The organism is Photobacterium nomapromontoriensis (assembly GCF_050336815.1).
In the GTDB taxonomy this organism is placed as follows: domain Bacteria; phylum Pseudomonadota; class Gammaproteobacteria; order Enterobacterales; family Vibrionaceae; genus Photobacterium; species Photobacterium nomapromontoriensis.
The window spans coordinates 1-17,079 of record NZ_JAKJSL010000021.1 but is presented as its reverse complement, the minus strand read 5'-3'; the positions used below and the strand labels follow the sequence as shown (position 1 = coordinate 17,079).

Annotated in this window: 15 protein-coding genes and 1 pseudogene; 12 read left to right on the top strand and 4 right to left on the bottom strand. The window is 52.1% G+C overall.

The window, feature by feature from the left end:
- The first annotated feature begins 98 nt into the window (after positions 1-98).
- Positions 99-944: a LysR family transcriptional regulator gene (locus L4D12_RS07045; RefSeq protein WP_428447291.1), complete on the top strand. Its 846-nt coding sequence runs from the start codon at positions 99-101 to the stop codon at positions 942-944.
- 21 nt (positions 945-965) lie between these two features.
- Here the strand turns inward: L4D12_RS07045 and L4D12_RS07040 are convergent, their stop codons facing one another.
- Together L4D12_RS07040 and rhtB are read right to left on the bottom strand one after the other, a co-directional pair.
- Complete coding sequence (locus L4D12_RS07040; protein WP_428447120.1) at positions 966-2,210, bottom strand: EAL and HDOD domain-containing protein; 1,245 nt, start codon at positions 2,208-2,210, stop codon at positions 966-968.
- A 53-nt stretch (positions 2,211-2,263) separates the two neighbouring features.
- Entirely contained in the window at positions 2,264-2,881 is a 618-nt protein-coding gene (gene rhtB / locus L4D12_RS07035; RefSeq protein WP_428447119.1) for a homoserine/homoserine lactone efflux protein, read from the bottom strand.
- Positions 2,882-3,152: 271 nt separating this feature from the next.
- Between rhtB and L4D12_RS07030 the strand changes: the two genes are divergently transcribed.
- From L4D12_RS07030 to L4D12_RS07010, 5 genes are all read left to right on the top strand, one after another.
- Positions 3,153-4,151 carry an alpha/beta fold hydrolase gene (locus L4D12_RS07030; protein WP_428447118.1) on the top strand — a complete coding sequence of 333 codons (999 nt, stop codon included), beginning with the start codon at positions 3,153-3,155 and terminating at the stop codon, positions 4,149-4,151.
- A 99-nt stretch (positions 4,152-4,250) separates the two neighbouring features.
- Complete coding sequence (locus L4D12_RS07025) at positions 4,251-5,051, top strand: Cof-type HAD-IIB family hydrolase (protein WP_428447117.1); 801 nt, start codon at positions 4,251-4,253, stop codon at positions 5,049-5,051.
- A 51-nt stretch (positions 5,052-5,102) separates the two neighbouring features.
- Positions 5,103-5,756, top strand: coding sequence for a tRNA-uridine aminocarboxypropyltransferase (locus tag L4D12_RS07020; RefSeq protein WP_428447116.1), 654 nt, complete (start codon positions 5,103-5,105; stop codon positions 5,754-5,756).
- A 147-nt stretch (positions 5,757-5,903) separates the two neighbouring features.
- Positions 5,904-7,340: a coniferyl aldehyde dehydrogenase gene (locus L4D12_RS07015; RefSeq protein WP_428447115.1), complete on the top strand. Its 1,437-nt coding sequence runs from the start codon at positions 5,904-5,906 to the stop codon at positions 7,338-7,340.
- A gap of 15 nt (positions 7,341-7,355) precedes the next feature.
- The gene (locus L4D12_RS07010; protein ID WP_428447114.1) at positions 7,356-7,943 is read left to right on the top strand and encodes a TetR/AcrR family transcriptional regulator; all 588 of its coding nucleotides are present in this window, start codon (positions 7,356-7,358) and stop codon (positions 7,941-7,943) included.
- 75 nt (positions 7,944-8,018) lie between these two features.
- Here L4D12_RS07010 and L4D12_RS07005 read toward each other — a convergent pair whose 3' ends face one another.
- Together L4D12_RS07005 and L4D12_RS07000 are read right to left on the bottom strand one after the other, a co-directional pair.
- On the bottom strand, positions 8,019-8,558 hold the full coding sequence (locus tag L4D12_RS07005) for a DUF3332 domain-containing protein (protein WP_428447113.1): 540 nt from the start codon (positions 8,556-8,558) through the stop codon (positions 8,019-8,021).
- 386 nt (positions 8,559-8,944) lie between these two features.
- Positions 8,945-10,279 carry a GntP family permease gene (locus L4D12_RS07000; RefSeq protein ID WP_428447290.1) on the bottom strand — a complete coding sequence of 445 codons (1,335 nt, stop codon included), beginning with the start codon at positions 10,277-10,279 and terminating at the stop codon, positions 8,945-8,947.
- A 198-nt stretch (positions 10,280-10,477) separates the two neighbouring features.
- Between L4D12_RS07000 and L4D12_RS06995 the strand changes: the two genes are divergently transcribed.
- From L4D12_RS06995 to L4D12_RS06970, 6 genes and pseudogenes are all read left to right on the top strand, one after another.
- Positions 10,478-10,987 carry a gluconokinase gene (locus tag L4D12_RS06995; RefSeq protein ID WP_428447112.1) on the top strand — a complete coding sequence of 170 codons (510 nt, stop codon included), beginning with the start codon at positions 10,478-10,480 and terminating at the stop codon, positions 10,985-10,987.
- Positions 10,984-12,780, top strand: a complete 1,797-nt coding sequence (gene edd / locus L4D12_RS06990) for a phosphogluconate dehydratase (protein ID WP_428447111.1) — start codon at positions 10,984-10,986, stop codon at positions 12,778-12,780. The genes L4D12_RS06995 and edd overlap by 4 nt, the downstream gene beginning before the upstream one ends.
- 10 nt (positions 12,781-12,790) lie before the next feature.
- Positions 12,791-13,426, top strand: coding sequence for a bifunctional 4-hydroxy-2-oxoglutarate aldolase/2-dehydro-3-deoxy-phosphogluconate aldolase (locus tag L4D12_RS06985; protein WP_428447110.1), 636 nt, complete (start codon positions 12,791-12,793; stop codon positions 13,424-13,426).
- Positions 13,427-13,673: 247 nt separating this feature from the next.
- Complete coding sequence (locus L4D12_RS06980; RefSeq protein ID WP_428447109.1) at positions 13,674-14,690, top strand: substrate-binding domain-containing protein; 1,017 nt, start codon at positions 13,674-13,676, stop codon at positions 14,688-14,690.
- A gap of 289 nt (positions 14,691-14,979) precedes the next feature.
- Positions 14,980-16,656, top strand: coding sequence for a hypothetical protein (locus L4D12_RS06975; protein ID WP_428447108.1), 1,677 nt, complete (start codon positions 14,980-14,982; stop codon positions 16,654-16,656).
- A 50-nt stretch (positions 16,657-16,706) separates the two neighbouring features.
- Positions 16,707-17,079: pseudogene (locus tag L4D12_RS06970) on the top strand (hypothetical protein); the annotation flags it as partial.

The window sequence follows — 17,079 nt, the reverse complement described above, 5'->3', positions numbered from 1 at the left end:
ACCGGCATTGAATGATCAAGGTAACAGGTAGAATTCACATGGGGCCGTGGGCAAGATTTGCTATGATGGCAACCTGTCTCCTCAGCTCGGTCACCGCCATGGACTTACGTCTGCTACGCTTCTTTGTTGCCGTTTACGAAGAAAAAAATATCACCCAAGCAGCAGAACGTTGCTACGTGTCTCAACCCTCAATCTCCAATGCCATTAAACAGTTGGAAAATGAGCTCAATACCCCTCTGTTTGAACGTCATAAAAAAGGGGTCAACCTGACAAATGACGCACACTACCTATACCCATTAGCGGTCAGGTTACTCGCCGATGTCAATCGCCTACCGTCACTGTTCCAGCAACGGACTGAATGCCTGCCACTGACGGTAGGGAATTTCCCGGATCTGAGCCAATCAGAGCTGGCACAGGTTCTGGGCTGCCTGCATCGACAGATCCCTAACTTGCTGCTGGAGCTGGTTGATCATGACATGACAGCGGATGCGAGAATTACCTTAGATTTGTTCAAACAGGACGGCGAAATATTCCTGCCGTTATGGGATGAGGACTATGTGTTATGCATGCTGCCAGACCATCCATTGGCCACTCTAGAGCGGGTGCTACCTGAACAGCTCCACCAGCATGATTTTATTGAATGCCCACCTTGCGAAGCCCATCAGCAGACTATCGGTCTACTGGCGTGTGACGGACTGGCCGTCAACCTAGTCGCCAAAGCCGAGCACAAAACCCAGGTCATGCACTTGGTGCAAGCAGGGCTAGGGATCTCTTTCCTCCCCACGGGGGTACTCGAAACGGCAAAGACCCTGGTTACTGTGCCACTGGAAGGACCGCGGATGTTTCGTCGTTTAGGGCTCTGTTATCCGGCCAATAAAACCTTGAATCCAGCACTGGCTGCCGCCGTCAAGGCGCTGAGCCAGTATGCTCGTCGCTTAAGTTAGGCTACCATCTTATATCACACGCTAGCTGGCCTGAGCGATTGACGACTCAGCAGGAGTCACCTGCAAGTATTGAGATGACCATTGCATCGCCAGCTTATAACTTCGGCCCACCAGCTCCTCACTGATCAATAGTTCACGGCAATACCCGCTCACTTTCTCCCAGTCAGCCTGCTCATAGGCTTCAACCAATTGCAACATCTCCCCCAGAACCCCCGTTTGGGTCAACAGGGCGTCATGGATAACGGGTTCCAGTGGTAACTGATCCAGCAGTTCTTCCCGCGGGCGGTCAAGCAAGGCATCAAGCAAAGACAGCAAGCCTGCCATAAAAGCCGATTTTGCATCAATTTGCCGACCACTGCCGGTCGCCAAAATTTCACACATTCTGCCGCGCAGCAGTGATAATGCATACAGTTCTCGCGGCTTGGCGATAGAGGCCTGGGCGGTCGCTATCACACTGACAAACATTTTGAGCCTATCTTCCCCTAAATACACCAATGCCTGACGAAAACCACTGATCGGTACCAATGCCCGATGCGCGGCAGTATTCACATAACGCAGCAATAAATAGGATAACGGTACATCTGCGGTAATGATTTTCTCTACTTGATCAAAATCGACTTCTTCACGGCACACCTCTTGTAACAGGCGCAAGGTCGATAGCCGCTCAGGCTTAAGTTGACGATTCTTCACCATCACCGGACGACTGAAATAATAACCTTGAAAGAAATGAAATCCTGCCTTATATGTGGCCGTAAATTCTTCATGGGTTTCGACCTTTTCCGCCAGAAACATCAACCGACGATGACGGTTAGCAGCCATATACTCACAAGCAGCCTCTACCCCGAGCTGAATCAGATCCAGCTTGATGATATGGACATAAGGCAAAAAACGATTCCAGCGCGGATCCAAATTAAAATCGTCCAGGGCAATCAGATAGCCCATACGATTGAGTCGCCGAATTGCCATCAGCAGCTCATCATTCGGCTCGCAAGTTTCCAGAACTTCAATCACCACTTGTTTTTTAGGCAATAGGGCAGGCAGAAGGCGGATCAGGCTCTGGTGGGGAAAATTAATAAAGACTCGTTTACCAGCATCATCCGGATTACTGCCGACCGCTAAAAAACTGTCCACCAATAAACGGCATGTCGCCTTATTTTCGTCAATATTCGGAAACGCATTACTCTCGCCATCCCGAAATAATAATTCATACCCTGCTGTCTTCTGTTGACGATTGAAGATGGGCTGACGAGCAACGTAAGAATACATGATAGCGAGTAGGCCCTCCGAGCCTCAAAATACATCAATAGAAACGCTGGCACTCACGCCTTGGCGGTTGCTAGCAGCGCACCACAGCCTATAAACATTGATCCAAAAATCCGATTAAGGGCAGCCATGACCCGAGCAGAGCGGATATATCCGGCCAACCGCGCGGCAAGGCTAACATAAACCAGCATTACAAGGGTATCCACAACCACCGTGGTGATCCCCAAAGCCAGCAACTGACTGATTTGTGGTTGAGCAGGATCAATAAACTGGGGGAATAACGCGACCAAAAACACAACGGTTTTAGGATTCGTTAAATTCACCAAAATCGCCTGACGGCACAGTTGCTTACCTGATACAGGATGGCTCGCCGACGCCAGCGACAGTGAAGCACGATCGCGCCATTTTTGGATTCCCAGCCACACCAGATAGACCACACCAGCCCACTTGATCGCAGTAAACGCGGTAGCCGATTGCGCAATCAGTGTGCCTAATCCAACCCCAACCAACACAATATGTGTGCTCAGACCAATCTGTAATCCTACGATGGAAGCCAGCGATTTACGCCACCCATATACCATCCCATTACTGATCGAGTTGACCGTACCTGAACCAGGCGCAATACTAAACACCACTGCCGTTGCCAGATAGGCTAACCATATTTCAAAATTCACAATCGACCTCTCGTCGAAATAATACCGTGCCGACAACCTGTTTTGCCAATGAATATCCGCAGTTACAGGCATTCATAAGCCAATGGCACCCCAAAAAGCGCCACACGTTAACAGTAGTTAATGATAAAAGACAACAAATACCCCAATACAGTGAGATCTTGCTCTCGGTTACGCCAAGGTATACTACTGACAAAAAAGACAGTAAACACCCAATACCGTAAGAACTCACCCTTGTTACATCAGGTTAAGATGCTGATAAAAGAGACAAATAATGACACTTCACGCTGCGCATCATTACGCCCTATCTCTGGAGCCTCACTACCCCGATACCATGGCAGGTCCGATCGCTCAACTCTGGCAGCACCGAAAAGAAGGCATGTTTCGCGGTGTTGACCAACGCAATATTGGCTGGACAGGCTTAACGGGGAATAACCCGGACAAAGTGATCATCGTGGTCAATGGCCGGATAGAGAGCTACTGGAAATACCAAGAGCTATTCTATGATCTGGTTCGTCAGGGCTATGATGTCTATGCCCTTGATCATAGAGGGCAAGGCGTCTCTGATCGCCTCACTGAGGATACCGAGCTGGGTCATGTGGAAAATTTCGATGACTATGTCACCGATCTCGCCACCTTTTATCACGAGGTTGTCGCTCCCCATGGTTATCGGCAGCATTTCATTCTAGCCCACTCCATGGGGGGTACCATCGCCAGCCTGTTCCTCGCCCGCAACCCAGGGCTGATCGACAGTGCAGTACTGAGTGCCCCCATGCACGGTATCAACCTCAAACACTGGATGCGCCCCATTGCCTCACCGCTCGCCAGAGTCATCGAGCAGCTCCAGCGTCAGCCCAACTATGCGCCAGGGCAAGTGCCCTATTACCCCAAGCCCTTTGCCAACAACCCGCTCAGCCAAAGTCAGACCCGCTATCAATGGTTCCGTGATCTGTACGAGCACAAGCCCGATCTCAAACTCGGTGGTCCCAGTGCCCGCTGGGTCTGGCAGGGGATCGCCGCCGCCAAACGCTGTATTGTCGAAGCCCAGCACATCACGACTCCCGTGTTATTGCTACAAGCGAGCCAAGACACCATTATCGATAATCAGGCCCAGCAACGGTTTTGCCAGGCGATGCAGCAAGCCGGCAATGATTGCCAGATAATGGTCATTCCCGGTGCTCGCCACGAGATCCTGTTTGAACGCGACACCTTCCGCACTCCAGCACTCATTGCCGCCTTTGATCACTTCCGGAAAGCGGAAATCATGCAGTGAGAAATTAGCCTCTTTTATATTCGGGGAACTGGTTTAGAATTATCCAGTTTCCCCAGCGCCTTCCGGTTCTGGGTCTCTGTTCCTACCGCGAGAGGTTTCATGTATAAAATTATTGCTTCGGATCTGGACGGCACATTATTAACGTCTGATCACAAGATTGCTCCGTTTACCAAAGAGATCCTCAACCAGCTCCACCTGCAGGACAAAGATTTTGTCTTTGCCACTGGCCGTCATCATATCGATGTTGCTGGCATGCGTGAGCAGTTAGGGATCCCGGCATACATGATCACCTCTAATGGTGCCCGCGTGCACAACTGCAAAAATGAGCTGATTTTCCAGCAAGACCTTCCAGCAGAAGTCGCCAGTGGTATCATCTCGCTGGCCAAACACGATCCTGAGCTTAAAATCCACATCTACCGTAATGACGACTGGTTGCTCAATCAGGAAGATCCTTCATTACGAGACTTCCATGAAACATTCAGCTACCAACTGTTTGATGTTGATAATCCACCACTCGACGGGATTGCAAAAATCTTTGTCACCCGCGAGGATCAGGATCACGACAAACTGGTCGAGTGGGAAACCACCTTCAATGAGCATTTTGGTCATCAGGCCAACATCGCGTTTTCCACCCCATGGTGCCTGGAAGTCATGGATGCCAATGTCTCAAAAGGCCACGCGCTGGAAGCCGTTGCAAAAGACAAAGGCTATGTATTAACCGATTGTATTGCCTTTGGCGATGGCATGAATGACGTCGAAATGCTCACCATGGCTGGCAAAGGGCTGATTATGGGAACCGCCCACGAAAAAGTAAAAAAAGCCCTGCCAGACAATGAGGTGATTGGTGATTGTGACGATCAGGCAGTAGCCCATTACTTGGCTGACTACCTACTAAAATAATCGCGAATCGCGGCCGCAGTACGGTCAATGGCTGTACCGCTGAGGAAGGATATGCCACACTGCGTGGCCTATCCTTTTTCACACTGGTCAACGATATTGAGCGATGCCATGCCCCACGATCATGCCTGTCCCCGTTGCGGATTTTTGCATAACTGTATTTGCCATACCGAGCCAGCCTTAAGCTGTGATAGCCATTTTGTCCTGCTGACCCATCCGCGAGAGCTTGGAAAAGACACCAATACTGGCCAGTTGATGGCACGTAGCCTCATGCATTGCCAACGCCAGATCTGGGATCGGGTCAATCCTCCCCAATCCCTACTCGATCAACTCGCCGACCCGCATTTCCAACCCTGGTTGTTATTTCCCGGTGATGAGACAACACCCGCACCCCCTTATCAGCTGACTGCAGGTAAGAAACCACTGGTGATCATCCTTGATGCGACATGGCAAGAGGCTCGCAAGATGGTCCGTCGCAGCCCATGGCTGGCAGCACTGCCGCGGCTTGAGCTGCACGCTCAACCATCATCCAGCTATGCCCTGCGACGTAATCAACAACCGGGTAACCTATGCACCTGCGAAGCAGGCATTGCCTTACTCAATACCTTGGGTTATGCCGATGACAGTCGCCAGTTGCAGCACTACTTCGATACCTTTATCAGCGTGTTTAAGGCCGAAAAGAGCGGGCATTCTGTTCACCCCCAATAAACGCCCCTCGTCATAATCGCCTAACGGCTAAATCGGCTGACGATTCACAGCAAAGAATAAAATACCCCGCTATACTAAAAACCGACTGACTAGTCGGTTTTTTATTATCTATTTGCCTGACGTTTTTTCCTGATACGGAGTGTTACTATGACTGCGGCTGAAAATGTACACATGATCCCTAACATCTGTCAGCAGATGGACGCGACGCTTTGTAGCCAGAAAGTGGCCTATCTGGCGGCCCCCATGCCTTCACTCGACGAACGGCGGGCCCACCTTAACGCACTGAAAAAAGCGCTAAAGAAACACCGTAAAGCCCTCTGTCAGGCCCTCAATGAAGACTACGGTCAGCGCAGTGAACAAGATACGTTATTAGCCGATATTGTGCCGTGTATCGCCAACATCAATTACACCCTGCGTCATCTAAAACGATGGATGAAACCCTCCCGACGCCATGCCGGTTTAATGCTCACACCAGCCAAAATCAGTGTGATATACCAACCGCTCGGTGTCGTCGGTATCGTGGTGCCGTGGAACTTCCCGGTAATGTTAAGCCTCGGGCCACTGATCTCCGCGCTGGCGGCAGGCAACCGTGCCATGATCAAACTCAGTGAATTTACCCCGGCCACCAATCAGGTACTCCGTACCCTGCTCTCGGAGAGTTTCCCCGCCGAACACGTCGCGGTATTTGAAGGCGAAGCCGAGGCCGCCGCCTATTTCTCAGGACTGGCCTTTGATCATCTGCTGTTTACGGGGTCAACGGCTGTCGGCCATCATGTGATGCGGGCTGCCGCTGATAATCTCACGCCAGTCACCCTAGAGCTGGGTGGCAAGTCTCCGGTGCTCATTGCCCCAGAGATGCCACTGGCACTCGCCGTCGAACGAATACTGTTTGGCAAATGCATGAATGCTGGCCAGATCTGTGTCGCGCCTGACTACGTCTTAGTCCCGCAAGAACAAAAACAAGCATTTATTGAGATCTTTAAACAGCAGTTCAACCGCCACTACCCGGGCGGCGTCGCCAATAAAGATTTCACCTCAGTGATTAATGCCCGCCAGTACACCCGCCTTTGCCAATGGCTAACCGAAGCCGAAGAAAAGGGGGCGAAAGTCTATCCGTGCCATGATCTCGCCCGCGATGACGAACAACACCGCTTGATCCCGCACCTATTAACCGATATTCCTGCGGACGCCACCCTCATGCAGGAAGAAATTTTTGGCCCCTTGCTCCCAGTGGTCGGCTACGACACGCTCGATAATGCGATATCCTACATTCAGCAACGGCCTCGCCCGCTGGCGCTGTATCTGATGAGCTTGGATCCGGCAGTACAAGACAAGGTCAAACACACCACCCACTCCGGTGGCATGGGGATCAATGAAACCGTGCTGCATGTAGCAGCCGACGATGCCCCTTTTGGCGGCATCGGCCCGTCTGGGATGGGGCACTACCATGGCCAAGAAGGGTTTCTCACCCTGTCCAAAGCCAAAACCGTGCTCACCCGTGGCAAATTGACCACCACCTCGTTGGTAACCCCGCCTTATGGCCGCTGGTGGCAAAAGCTGATGTTGGCTTTTTTCATGCGCTAGCCAACCGGAGTCACAATGAGCAAACAACAGCAGCTTCTTGATGCCGCCCTCCACCTGTTTGCCAGCCAAGGTGTGCAGGCCACCACTACCGCCAGTATCGCGCAACAGGCTAAGGTGGCCAATGGTACCCTGTTCCACCACTTTCCCACCAAACAGGTGCTGGTGGACACACTTTACCTGCACGCCAAGCAAAGCTTGGCAGCAGCGATGACCGAGGCGCAACCCTCTCCATCACTGCAAACACGACTGTGGCAATTCTGGCAGTCGGCACTGGACTGGGCTGCACGCCATCCGGCTCAGTTGCAATTAATGCAGCAACTGAGCCATGACCCCCATACCCCCATTAGCCATCATCAGGATCTGATTGAAACCACCATGGGGTTCTTGTCTCATGCCATCGAACAAGGCCAACAGCAGGGAAAATTAGCACCATTGCCTATGCCCTTGGTGTTACATTTTTGCCACCACCATTACCTAGCAACCGCCAAACTGTTTGCCGAATACCCCGAACGGGCACAGCAACCCAGCTACCGGCAAGGGGCGTTTCAAATCTTGTGGCAGGGATTGCAGCCTACCCCCCAGATGATCGAGATGGCAGACTGAAGGCAAAAAAAACGGGAGCCTAAAGGCTCCCGTCATGTATTCATTGCGCTATCTCTTGGTCAGTCGATCGCGCTGTTACGCTTGGTTACGCGCGTACTGGCTAAGTTCATCAACGCTAACGGCGGTGATAAATTCACCATCAAGGTAAAAATTCACGTTCTCACCGGCTTTCTCGCCGCGAAGCACCGCTTGCTTACCATTGGTGTATGCCACATTCATTTCTAATGTGCGTTCATCGATCTGACGGAAGCTCGCTTCTTCGATATCGCTATTGCGCACGCTTGCCAGCGGAGCAGTAGTTAGCTGACGATCGAGCTGCCCATTCACCTTAATAACAGCATTCATCGGGGTATCTGCCAATGCCGGTGATTTACCCGTGATCGGGTTACGGCCCGTCCAGAATTCAATGGTATTGAAGATAAACAAATCCGCCGTCGCAGCGATACCATAAACTGGGGCCAGCAACACATACAGACCAGCACGCGCATAGCGATTATCCACGACTGTCAGGTTCGCTTTTGTCACCAGCTGAGAGGTACCCATCTGACCGATACAACCAGTCAAAGAAGTGGCAAGGATAGTCATCGCTACGGCTTTGTAGGCGATTTTTTTCATCAGGAATAGCTCCGAAAATAGGGGTCGTATAAACACGTAAAAAAGCGCGCGAATTATAGGCTTTTTATCTTAACTAGCTAGCAAAATCGGCTTATTGATGGGTATTTCACGCTAAATGGAATAAATTTCAACCAACTCCACACCCTGCGATATTCCCACAGCCCAACGATCCCCATGGGGAATAGATAAATGGTCAGATAATGACTCAAAAGTGATCTCTAATTGATTAAGATTACTATGACTCGCTAGAGCGTTTATCCCCTGCTCACAAGTAAAAAATCGGTCTCAACCAACGGTTGAGACCGATTACCCTCATTTGCGCTTGCCGTTGGCTTACGCGTGGTGCTTAACGCACCATCCTCTTCTTATTAATAAAACCGCGTGATTTATAAGAACACGCTCAGTGTTGCAACGATGATGAACGCAATACCACCCAGTAGGGTTTCCATCACGGTCCATGTTTTCAGGGTTGTCTTCTCATCCATCTCAAGCAGACGGCCAACCAGCCAGAAACCTGAGTCATTGAAGTGAGACAGCACCGTCGCACCCGATGCAATCGCAATCACGATAAAGCACAGGTCGAACTCACTCAGGCCGACTGTTGCCGCCACGGTTGGCGCAATCAGGGCGGCTGTCGTGGTTAGCGCAACCGTTGCAGAACCTTGTGCCACACGCAGTGCCGTTGAAATCAAGAATGCCGCCAGGATCACTGGCATACCAGTATCCGCCAACAAATCAGCCAGTGCACCGCCGATGCCGCTCGCACGTAGTACACCACCGAACATGCCGCCGGCACCCGTTACCAGAATCACCGCACAGATTGGGGCCAGTGAATCACCACATAGCTTTTCCAGTTTTGCCATGCCGTGATCTTTGGCAAAGACCGCCAGACACACCATCAGAGTGATCAGCAGCGCAACCGGTGTTTTACCTAGCATACGCAAGAAGTTCACCCAACCCGCATCGCCATCAACCACGCCCATCACTGTCAGTGTATGCAGGCCAGTGTCCATGAAAATCAACACAAGTGGCAGTAGCAGAATACCCAACACGGTAGTAAACGCCGGCTTGTTGGCTTCATCAATCACTTCCTGGGCAGCAAGAAATGCTTTTGGCAATGGCAGAACGAAACGTTCACCCGCCCATAAACCGTATAAGTAAGCACCTAGGTACCATGTAGGAATCGCAACCAGCAGACCAACAACGGTCAATAAACCAATGTTCGCACCCAATAATTCACTCGCCGCAACCGGGCCTGGGTGTGGTGGCAAGAATGAGTGCATAACCGCAAACGCACCAGCAGCAGGCAGCGCATACTTAATGGTCGAACCACCAAATTGCTTCGCCACGCTGAAGATGATTGGCATCATCACAATCAAGCCAGCATCAAAGAAAATAGGGAAGCCAAACAGCATCGACGCAATACCCAGCGCCAGCGGTGCCTTCTCACTACCGAAGCGGCCAATCAGCGTGTCTGCCAGCACTTTTGCCCCGCCAGTCACTTCAAGAATTCGGCCAATCATCGAGCCAAGGCCCACCAGCAAGGCAACAGAAGCCAGCGTACCGCCAAAGCCACTCATCATGGTTGGAACCACTTTGTCTGGCGTGACACCGGTTGCCACAGCAGTGAGCACACTCACTAAAGTCAGCGAGGCAAAAGCATGCACTTTAAAGCGCATAATAAGGACGAGAAGCAGTGCAATAGAAGCAACTGCAACCATCAGCAGATAAGCAGCATCTGGCGTGTTAGCAACCGAATTCATACTATTTCCTTCGAAAAATCCGCTCTTTCGCGGCAAAAACATTATTGTGAGAGGCTTCACAAGTCTAATTGTTACCGGTAACATGTTACCGGTAACATGATAGGTTACAAGACAAGAACGCAGTTAAATTCCAAAAATGAGATAGAGGTAGAAAAAATGGCAGGTAAGTGCATTATCGTTATGGGTGTATGCGGCAGCGGTAAGTCCACCATCGGTGAACGCGTTGCCTCTGCGATGGGTGCCAAGTTCATTGATGGTGATGATCTGCATCCGCGCGCCAATATCCAAAAGATGGCCAGCGGTAACCCGCTAAATGATGATGATCGTGCCCCATGGCTCGAGCGTATCCGTGATGCCGCCTATAGCCTAGAGAGCAAAAACGAAGTGGGCATCATTGTCTGCTCGGCGCTAAAGCTCAAATATCGCGAACAAATTCGTGAAGGCAATACCTCTGTCCAGTTTCTGTTTCTCGACGGCGATTATGAGCTGATCCTCGCCCGCATGAAAGCCCGCTCCGGCCACTTCATGCGTGAAACCATGGTAAATAGCCAGTTCGAAACCCTTGAGCGACCAGAAAACGAGCCGGGTGTTGCAATCGTCTCTATCGATTGTTCTATCGACGAAGTGGTTGAGCGCGCCGTGGTTGCATTGGGAGAGCTCGTATGACTCACCCAATGATCAAAGCCGTTACCGCCCGCATTGAAGCCCGCAGCGCGGAATTACGCCGCGCATGGGAAGGCCAAATGTCACGTCAGGCCGCAGAAGGCAAAGGCCGTTCGACCCTGTCTTGCGGTAACCTCGCTCACACTGTCGCGGCCAGTTGTACGCAAGAAAAAAACCATATTCTCGATTTAACCCGGGTCAATGTCGCCATTATCAGCGCTTACAACGACATGTTAAGTGCACACCAGCCATACAAAGACTATCCGGATCAGATCAAGCAAGTACTGGCTGAAAACGGCCATACCGCACAAGTCGCGGGCTGTGTTCCCGCCATGTGTGATGGTGTAACCCAAGGCCAGCCGGGTATGGACATGTCACTGTTCTCGCGTGATCTGATCGCGCAGTCAACCGCCTTTTCGCTCAGTCACAATGCCTTTGATGCCACGCTACTGCTTGGAATCTGCGATAAAATTGCCCCTGGACAGCTGATGGGCGCACTGGCATTTGCCCACCTGCCAACAGCATTTGTTCCAGCCGGGCCAATGAGCAGCGGGATCACCAACGAAGAAAAAGTCAATGTTCGCCAGAAATATACGGCTGGTGAAGTGGGCCGTGATGCCCTGCTGAGCATGGAATGCAGTGCCTACCACTCGCCAGGTACCTGCACATTCTATGGCACCGCGAACACCAACCAGTTAGTGTTTGAAGCCATGGGTCTGATGCTACCGGGATCTGCATTTGTTCACCCTCATTCCGCCTTACGCCAAGCATTGACCGACGAAACTGCACGCCGCATCGCAGCGATGAGCGCAGGCTCGCCAGCCTACCGCCCGCTGAGCAAAGTGCTGGATGCGAAGAGCCTGGTCAACGGCGTGGTGGCATTGCTGGCCTCGGGTGGCAGCACCAACCACAGTATCCACATGGTGGCCATTGCCCGTGCCGCGGGTCTGATCCTGACCTGGGATGATCTGAGCGATCTCTCTGCGGTGGTACCACTACTGGTGCGCATGTATCCGAATGGCCCTGACGATATCAATGCCTTCCAACAGGCCGGTGGCGTACCGGGTCTAATGACCCGTCTGGCTGAATCTGGCCTGTTAAATATGGATGCGACCCCGGTCTTTGGTGATCTTAGCGACTACTTCAAAGAACCGTCGCTACAAGACGGTACGCTATGTTGGGAAGCCTATCGCCAAACCCGCAATCCCGCGGTTCTGGCTGACTCTAATTGTGTTTTCCAAACCTCTGGTGGCATGAAAGTACTGAATGGCAACCTTGGCCGCTCGGTGATCAAAGTGTCTGCGGTAGCAGAAGAGCACCGTGTGATTGAAGCCCCTGCCCGGGTATTCTCTTGTCAGCATGCAGTCGAAGCGGCCTATCAACGTGGCGATCTGAACCAGGATGCCATCGTCATCGTGCGCTATAACGGCCCCGCCGCGAACGGCATGCCTGAACTGCACAAACTGATGCCAATTTTGGGTAATATTCAAAAAGCAGGCTATAAAGTTGCGCTGGTGACCGACGGTCGTCTGTCTGGTGCATCAGGTAAGATCCCTGCCGCGATCCATGTCACGCCAGAGGCTAAACACGGCGGATTGATTGGGCTGGTGCAAGATGGTGATATGATCCGTCTTGATGCCACGACTGGCCAACTAGAGTGTCTGGCGGAGCTCACCGGGCGTGAGTTCGTCGACTTTGACAGCGAGTCCCTGCAGCAAGGCTGGGGCCGCGACTTCTTTAAAGTGATGCGCAACAGCGTTTCAAGCGCCGAATGCGGTGCCACGATCTTAAACTGAGGAAAGAATAATGAACTGGACTATCGATCCTAAAGACGTTTTTGCCGCATCGCCGGTTGTCCCTGTGATGGTGATTGAAAAACTGGAAGATGCCATTCCGATGGCAGAAGCATTGCTGGCTGGCGGGATCTCTGTCTTTGAAATCACCCTGCGTACTGACTGTGCGTTGGATGCCATTGCCGCTATCGCCAACGCGATGCCTGATGCAATGGTGGGTGCGGGTACGGTGCTGAACAGCGAGCAATATGATGCGGCCGTTGCTGCCGGTTCTCGCTTTGTGATCTCTCCGGGAATGACACCAGCACTACTGACTCATGCGAAAAAAGGGACTGCACCGCTGATCCCTGGCGTCGGCACCGCATCTGAAGTAATGCAGGCGCTAGAGCTTGGCTATACCCAGTTAAAATTCTTCCCTGCGGAAGCCAATGGCGGCGCCAAGGCACTGGCGGCTATCGCGGCCCCACTGCCACAGGTCCGCTTCTGCCCAACCGGTGGCATTAGCCCAGCCAATGTTGAGCAGTACACCAGCCTGAACTGCGTCGCGACAGTCGGTGGTTCATGGATGCTACCTAAAGCGGCCATTGATGCTGGCGACTGGGCGGAAGTCACCCGTCTGTCACAACAAGCCGTTGCCCTAGTGAGCTAATCACCGCCCCCATACGACCAAACCATACAGCAGGGTGGCCCATTCGCCGCCCTGTTTTTTGAGGTTATCGAGTCACCCATTGACGCCATCACGGTCATCCCTTTCCCCGCACTTCCCTCTTGCCGATCCTCGCCCCCTCACATTTACGGCACAAATGCCGCTAAGATAACCTTGATGCATAGGAAAGTAGCTGACATTCAACACGCTTAACAGTAAGGTAGCCGCGACAACAATCACAGGAAAACAGATGATGAGAGAACCGCGCAAACGCCGGCCAACATTAAAAGATATTGCAGCAAAAGTCGGTGTAACCAAGATGACGGTCAGCCGTTATTTGCGCGATCCAGAGTCCGTCGCTGAAGCAACCCGAGTCAAAATTGAATCGGTCGTGTCTGATCTGGGCTATATCCCCAGCCGTGCTCCCGATATTTTGTCTAACTCCACCAGCAAAGCGATTGGTATTCTGATCCCCTCACTGTCGAACCAAGTTTTCTCTGATCTGGTGAAAGGCATTGAATCCATCACCAAGGCAGCAGGCTACCAGACACTATTGGCACACTACGGTTACAGCCCGGAAGAAGAGGAAGAAAAAATTGCCTCGCTGCTGTCCTACCATGTCGATGGCCTGATCCTGTCAGAAAGCAGCCACACCGACAAAGCGTTGAAGATGATCCAAACCGCAGGCGTCCCCGTCGTGGAAACCATGGATCTACCGCAACACCCGATCGATATGGTGGTGGGACTCGACCACCATGCCGCCGCCTGTGCCATGGTTGAAACCATGATCGCCCGAGGAAGACGTAAAATTTTATACCTCGGTGCCCGGATGGATGTCCGTACCCGCCTCAGGATGGAAGGCTATCATCAGGCCATGATGTCACACGGCCTGACCCCGATCCCGGTGCTCACCGAAGAGCACTCCAGCTTTACCCTCGGTTGTCAGCTATTGGATCAAGCGCTCGATACCTACCCTGATACTGACGGTATTTTTTGTACCAATGATGATATCGCGGTCGGGGCCCTGCTGCGTTGTCAGCAACGCGGACTCAAGGTGCCGGACGATATTTGCATTGCCGGTTACAACGCCCTCGATATCGGCCGCTCGCTCTACCCGCCGCTGGCCAGCGTCAAAACCCCGCGTGAAGCGATCGGCGTCGAAGCCGCCAAGATGCTACTGGCCCGCCTCGCCGGTGAAACCATCCACTCTCGCACCCGTGATTTAGGCTACACCCTGATCACCGACGGCAGCTTGGGTGAGCCGTAAAATCCAATAGATCTAAAAAAGCGGTGCATTGCACCGCCTATGCTCTCAATCACCTCGCCATTAAAGTACGGTTAGTGCCACTTTCACAGCATTGGGTTCATCCGGCTGAACGATCACTGCTCCGACTTATCACAACCTAATCAAAACCTGCACTTTACCTGTCAATTCAGTCAGATAGTCACCAAAGACATGCGGTAGAATACCCGTACCCGTCATTACGGACAGAGCGTATTGCATTGCCCTAATCATTGCTGCCTACTTACATTTGGTGGCTGTGGAGATCCTCACCATGACACACTGCCGATTCATACCCAGCCATAGCCTTACAGCACACAGTCTGGACTATATCCTGCTGCCAGAAGAAGCAGCATGGACACTACAACGGATCAACACCCCTAAACAGATCCATCAATCACTCCCTAGCGGATTGAAACTGCAAATGGAGCCCTACTCCCATCGTCACATGATGGAGTATCTCAGCCACCTCCAAAGAGAGCTGGCTAGAGGCACCTGGATCGCTTTGTCTATGAGACCCAGAAAGCACGCACTGCCAGAAATCCATCTCAGACGGTATCCCTTGCTAGCGCAAACGGTGAACAGAGCCCAAAATCAACCTCGACACTACCGAAAAGCCCACTACGACATGGTGGTCAGCGACACCCCGCTGCAGAAGGAGCTTGTTTATGTGCCTGTTGAGCCAATACCTGAACACAAAATTGTGGTGGAATTTGCCGGGCAATGGCTCGGCAACTCGGCAGGGCTACGACTGAACAAAACAGACACCCAAAGTGCCTGTTCCGCCAAGCCAATAGCCGATGCAATGACTACACACCGCAGCCTTGCGACTTTTAAGGGTCTTGAACCGTGCCCGCGCAACCTTTACCTGACGGTTCCTATCAGGGGTAATATCGAGCCGCTCAAGCTACTGCTGGCAGAAGGCCTCACCCCGGTCGATAAACAGGCTGATCAGGAAGAGTGGGATCATGTTCTGGTGCCGATTCGCCCCCTTGCCTACCTGAACGGGGCGAAGGACAAAACCCAAGCCGCAGAGCTAAAGGGCGGCTACCTCTACGTATTCTGGAAAAACCAGCTTTGGCGGGAATTCAATATTACCGACAAGGGATTCTATCAGGACATTGACGTCGGTTATTACCGCTTCCGAGACAAAACTGCGCAGCGATCTGCCCAGCCAACGGTCGAATACCGTGAGGCAGAAGGCTTTCCGCTGCCGCAGTTCTGGGTGCCATATAAAATCAATGGCGAAATACAGCAGGGAGAAAAGGGGATCAAGCTCCTGTTTTCCCCCACTCAGCAACCCTATTCTCGCATCGACGCGTTAGAAGCCGACAGCAACAAGCTGAATGCCTGTGCCACCCCGCTTGATGAGCTGTCGGTATACAGCGAGAACCAAGCCTTTTCGGCTCAGGAAAATATTTCAGATATTCCAAGCGCCCAGCTGCATGCCGTTACCAGTGACGACATGCCCTGGCTAACTGACATCGGCACAGTAATACGCAGCCTAGACGATTCCAATACCGTTGCTGCCTATGTCGATGGTCACAACAACCACTTTGTCTTCAAGGTAGAAACCGGGCTAGATGATGAATTCACAGGAGCAAATCCGATACTGTTTGCCGTCATAGAAGACGCCAACAGCGAGTGGCAACAAACCATGCCGCTGGAACCAGCGACGACCGAAAACTCAGGCCATTACTCTCAGGCCATCATTTCTGGGCTGCCCAGCGACGGCATGTTTACCCTGTATGTCACCAACCCCGCCGACCCCGACAGTGCGGAAGTAGTGTTTGCCGATATCAGCCATTCAGACATTGTGAGTCCGCCTTCGGCCCTTGAACCCGCGATCGATACCGGTAACGAACCAGAGCCTGATTACGATGCTGAACAGCAAATCAGCGCACAGCAAAGGTTAATGGCGATGTGGCAGAACGAAGTGCTGTCCATTTAATACATCGAACAATCACCGCAAATAACAGCAAATAACGAGCAGATAATACAGTGAACAGAAAAACAAAAATTCTTTTGGTCGGTGCGGCCATCGGCGGCGGCTTAGCGGCCGGAGGGGTCTACCTGTCAAACAACACCCCCTATGATGATGTGTATATGAACCGTCTGGATCTTATCACCCTCGCTCGAGAGATTTACGGCATCAAACACACGCCTACCTGGGAGATCGTTGTCGACGTCCCCGACAATCCGCCACAAGAAAAGTGGAATACCCAGCATAACATGCCGCAGCTGATAACCACTATTCAGAATCCTGACCATGGACTCTATACCATGAATATGAACGGGACCGATGTTCGGCTGCTGTTTACCGCAAAGGAAATAGGCGGAAACATTGAGAGTAAAGGCTTATCAAGGCCTTCCC

What these genes read in the sequence shown, in the direction of transcription:
- L4D12_RS07045 (WP_428447291.1), top strand. Translation starts at nt 99, where the DNA reads ATGGACTTACGTCTGCTACGCTTCTTTGTTGCCGTTTACGAAGAAAAA.
- L4D12_RS07040 (WP_428447120.1), bottom strand. Translation starts at nt 2,210, where the DNA reads ATGTATTCTTACGTTGCTCGTCAGCCCATCTTCAATCGTCAACAGAAG.
- L4D12_RS07030 (WP_428447118.1), top strand. Translation starts at nt 3,153, where the DNA reads ATGACACTTCACGCTGCGCATCATTACGCCCTATCTCTGGAGCCTCAC.
- L4D12_RS07025 (WP_428447117.1), top strand. Translation starts at nt 4,251, where the DNA reads ATGTATAAAATTATTGCTTCGGATCTGGACGGCACATTATTAACGTCT.
- L4D12_RS07020 (WP_428447116.1), top strand. Translation starts at nt 5,103, where the DNA reads ATGCCACACTGCGTGGCCTATCCTTTTTCACACTGGTCAACGATATTG.
- L4D12_RS07015 (WP_428447115.1), top strand. Translation starts at nt 5,904, where the DNA reads ATGACTGCGGCTGAAAATGTACACATGATCCCTAACATCTGTCAGCAG.
- L4D12_RS07010 (WP_428447114.1), top strand. Translation starts at nt 7,356, where the DNA reads ATGAGCAAACAACAGCAGCTTCTTGATGCCGCCCTCCACCTGTTTGCC.
- L4D12_RS07005 (WP_428447113.1), bottom strand. Translation starts at nt 8,558, where the DNA reads ATGAAAAAAATCGCCTACAAAGCCGTAGCGATGACTATCCTTGCCACT.
- L4D12_RS07000 (WP_428447290.1), bottom strand. Translation starts at nt 10,279, where the DNA reads ATGGTTGCAGTTGCTTCTATTGCACTGCTTCTCGTCCTTATTATGCGC.
- L4D12_RS06995 (WP_428447112.1), top strand. Translation starts at nt 10,478, where the DNA reads ATGGCAGGTAAGTGCATTATCGTTATGGGTGTATGCGGCAGCGGTAAG.
- edd (WP_428447111.1), top strand. Translation starts at nt 10,984, where the DNA reads ATGACTCACCCAATGATCAAAGCCGTTACCGCCCGCATTGAAGCCCGC.
- L4D12_RS06985 (WP_428447110.1), top strand. Translation starts at nt 12,791, where the DNA reads ATGAACTGGACTATCGATCCTAAAGACGTTTTTGCCGCATCGCCGGTT.
- L4D12_RS06980 (WP_428447109.1), top strand. Translation starts at nt 13,674, where the DNA reads ATGATGAGAGAACCGCGCAAACGCCGGCCAACATTAAAAGATATTGCA.
- L4D12_RS06975 (WP_428447108.1), top strand. Translation starts at nt 14,980, where the DNA reads ATGACACACTGCCGATTCATACCCAGCCATAGCCTTACAGCACACAGT.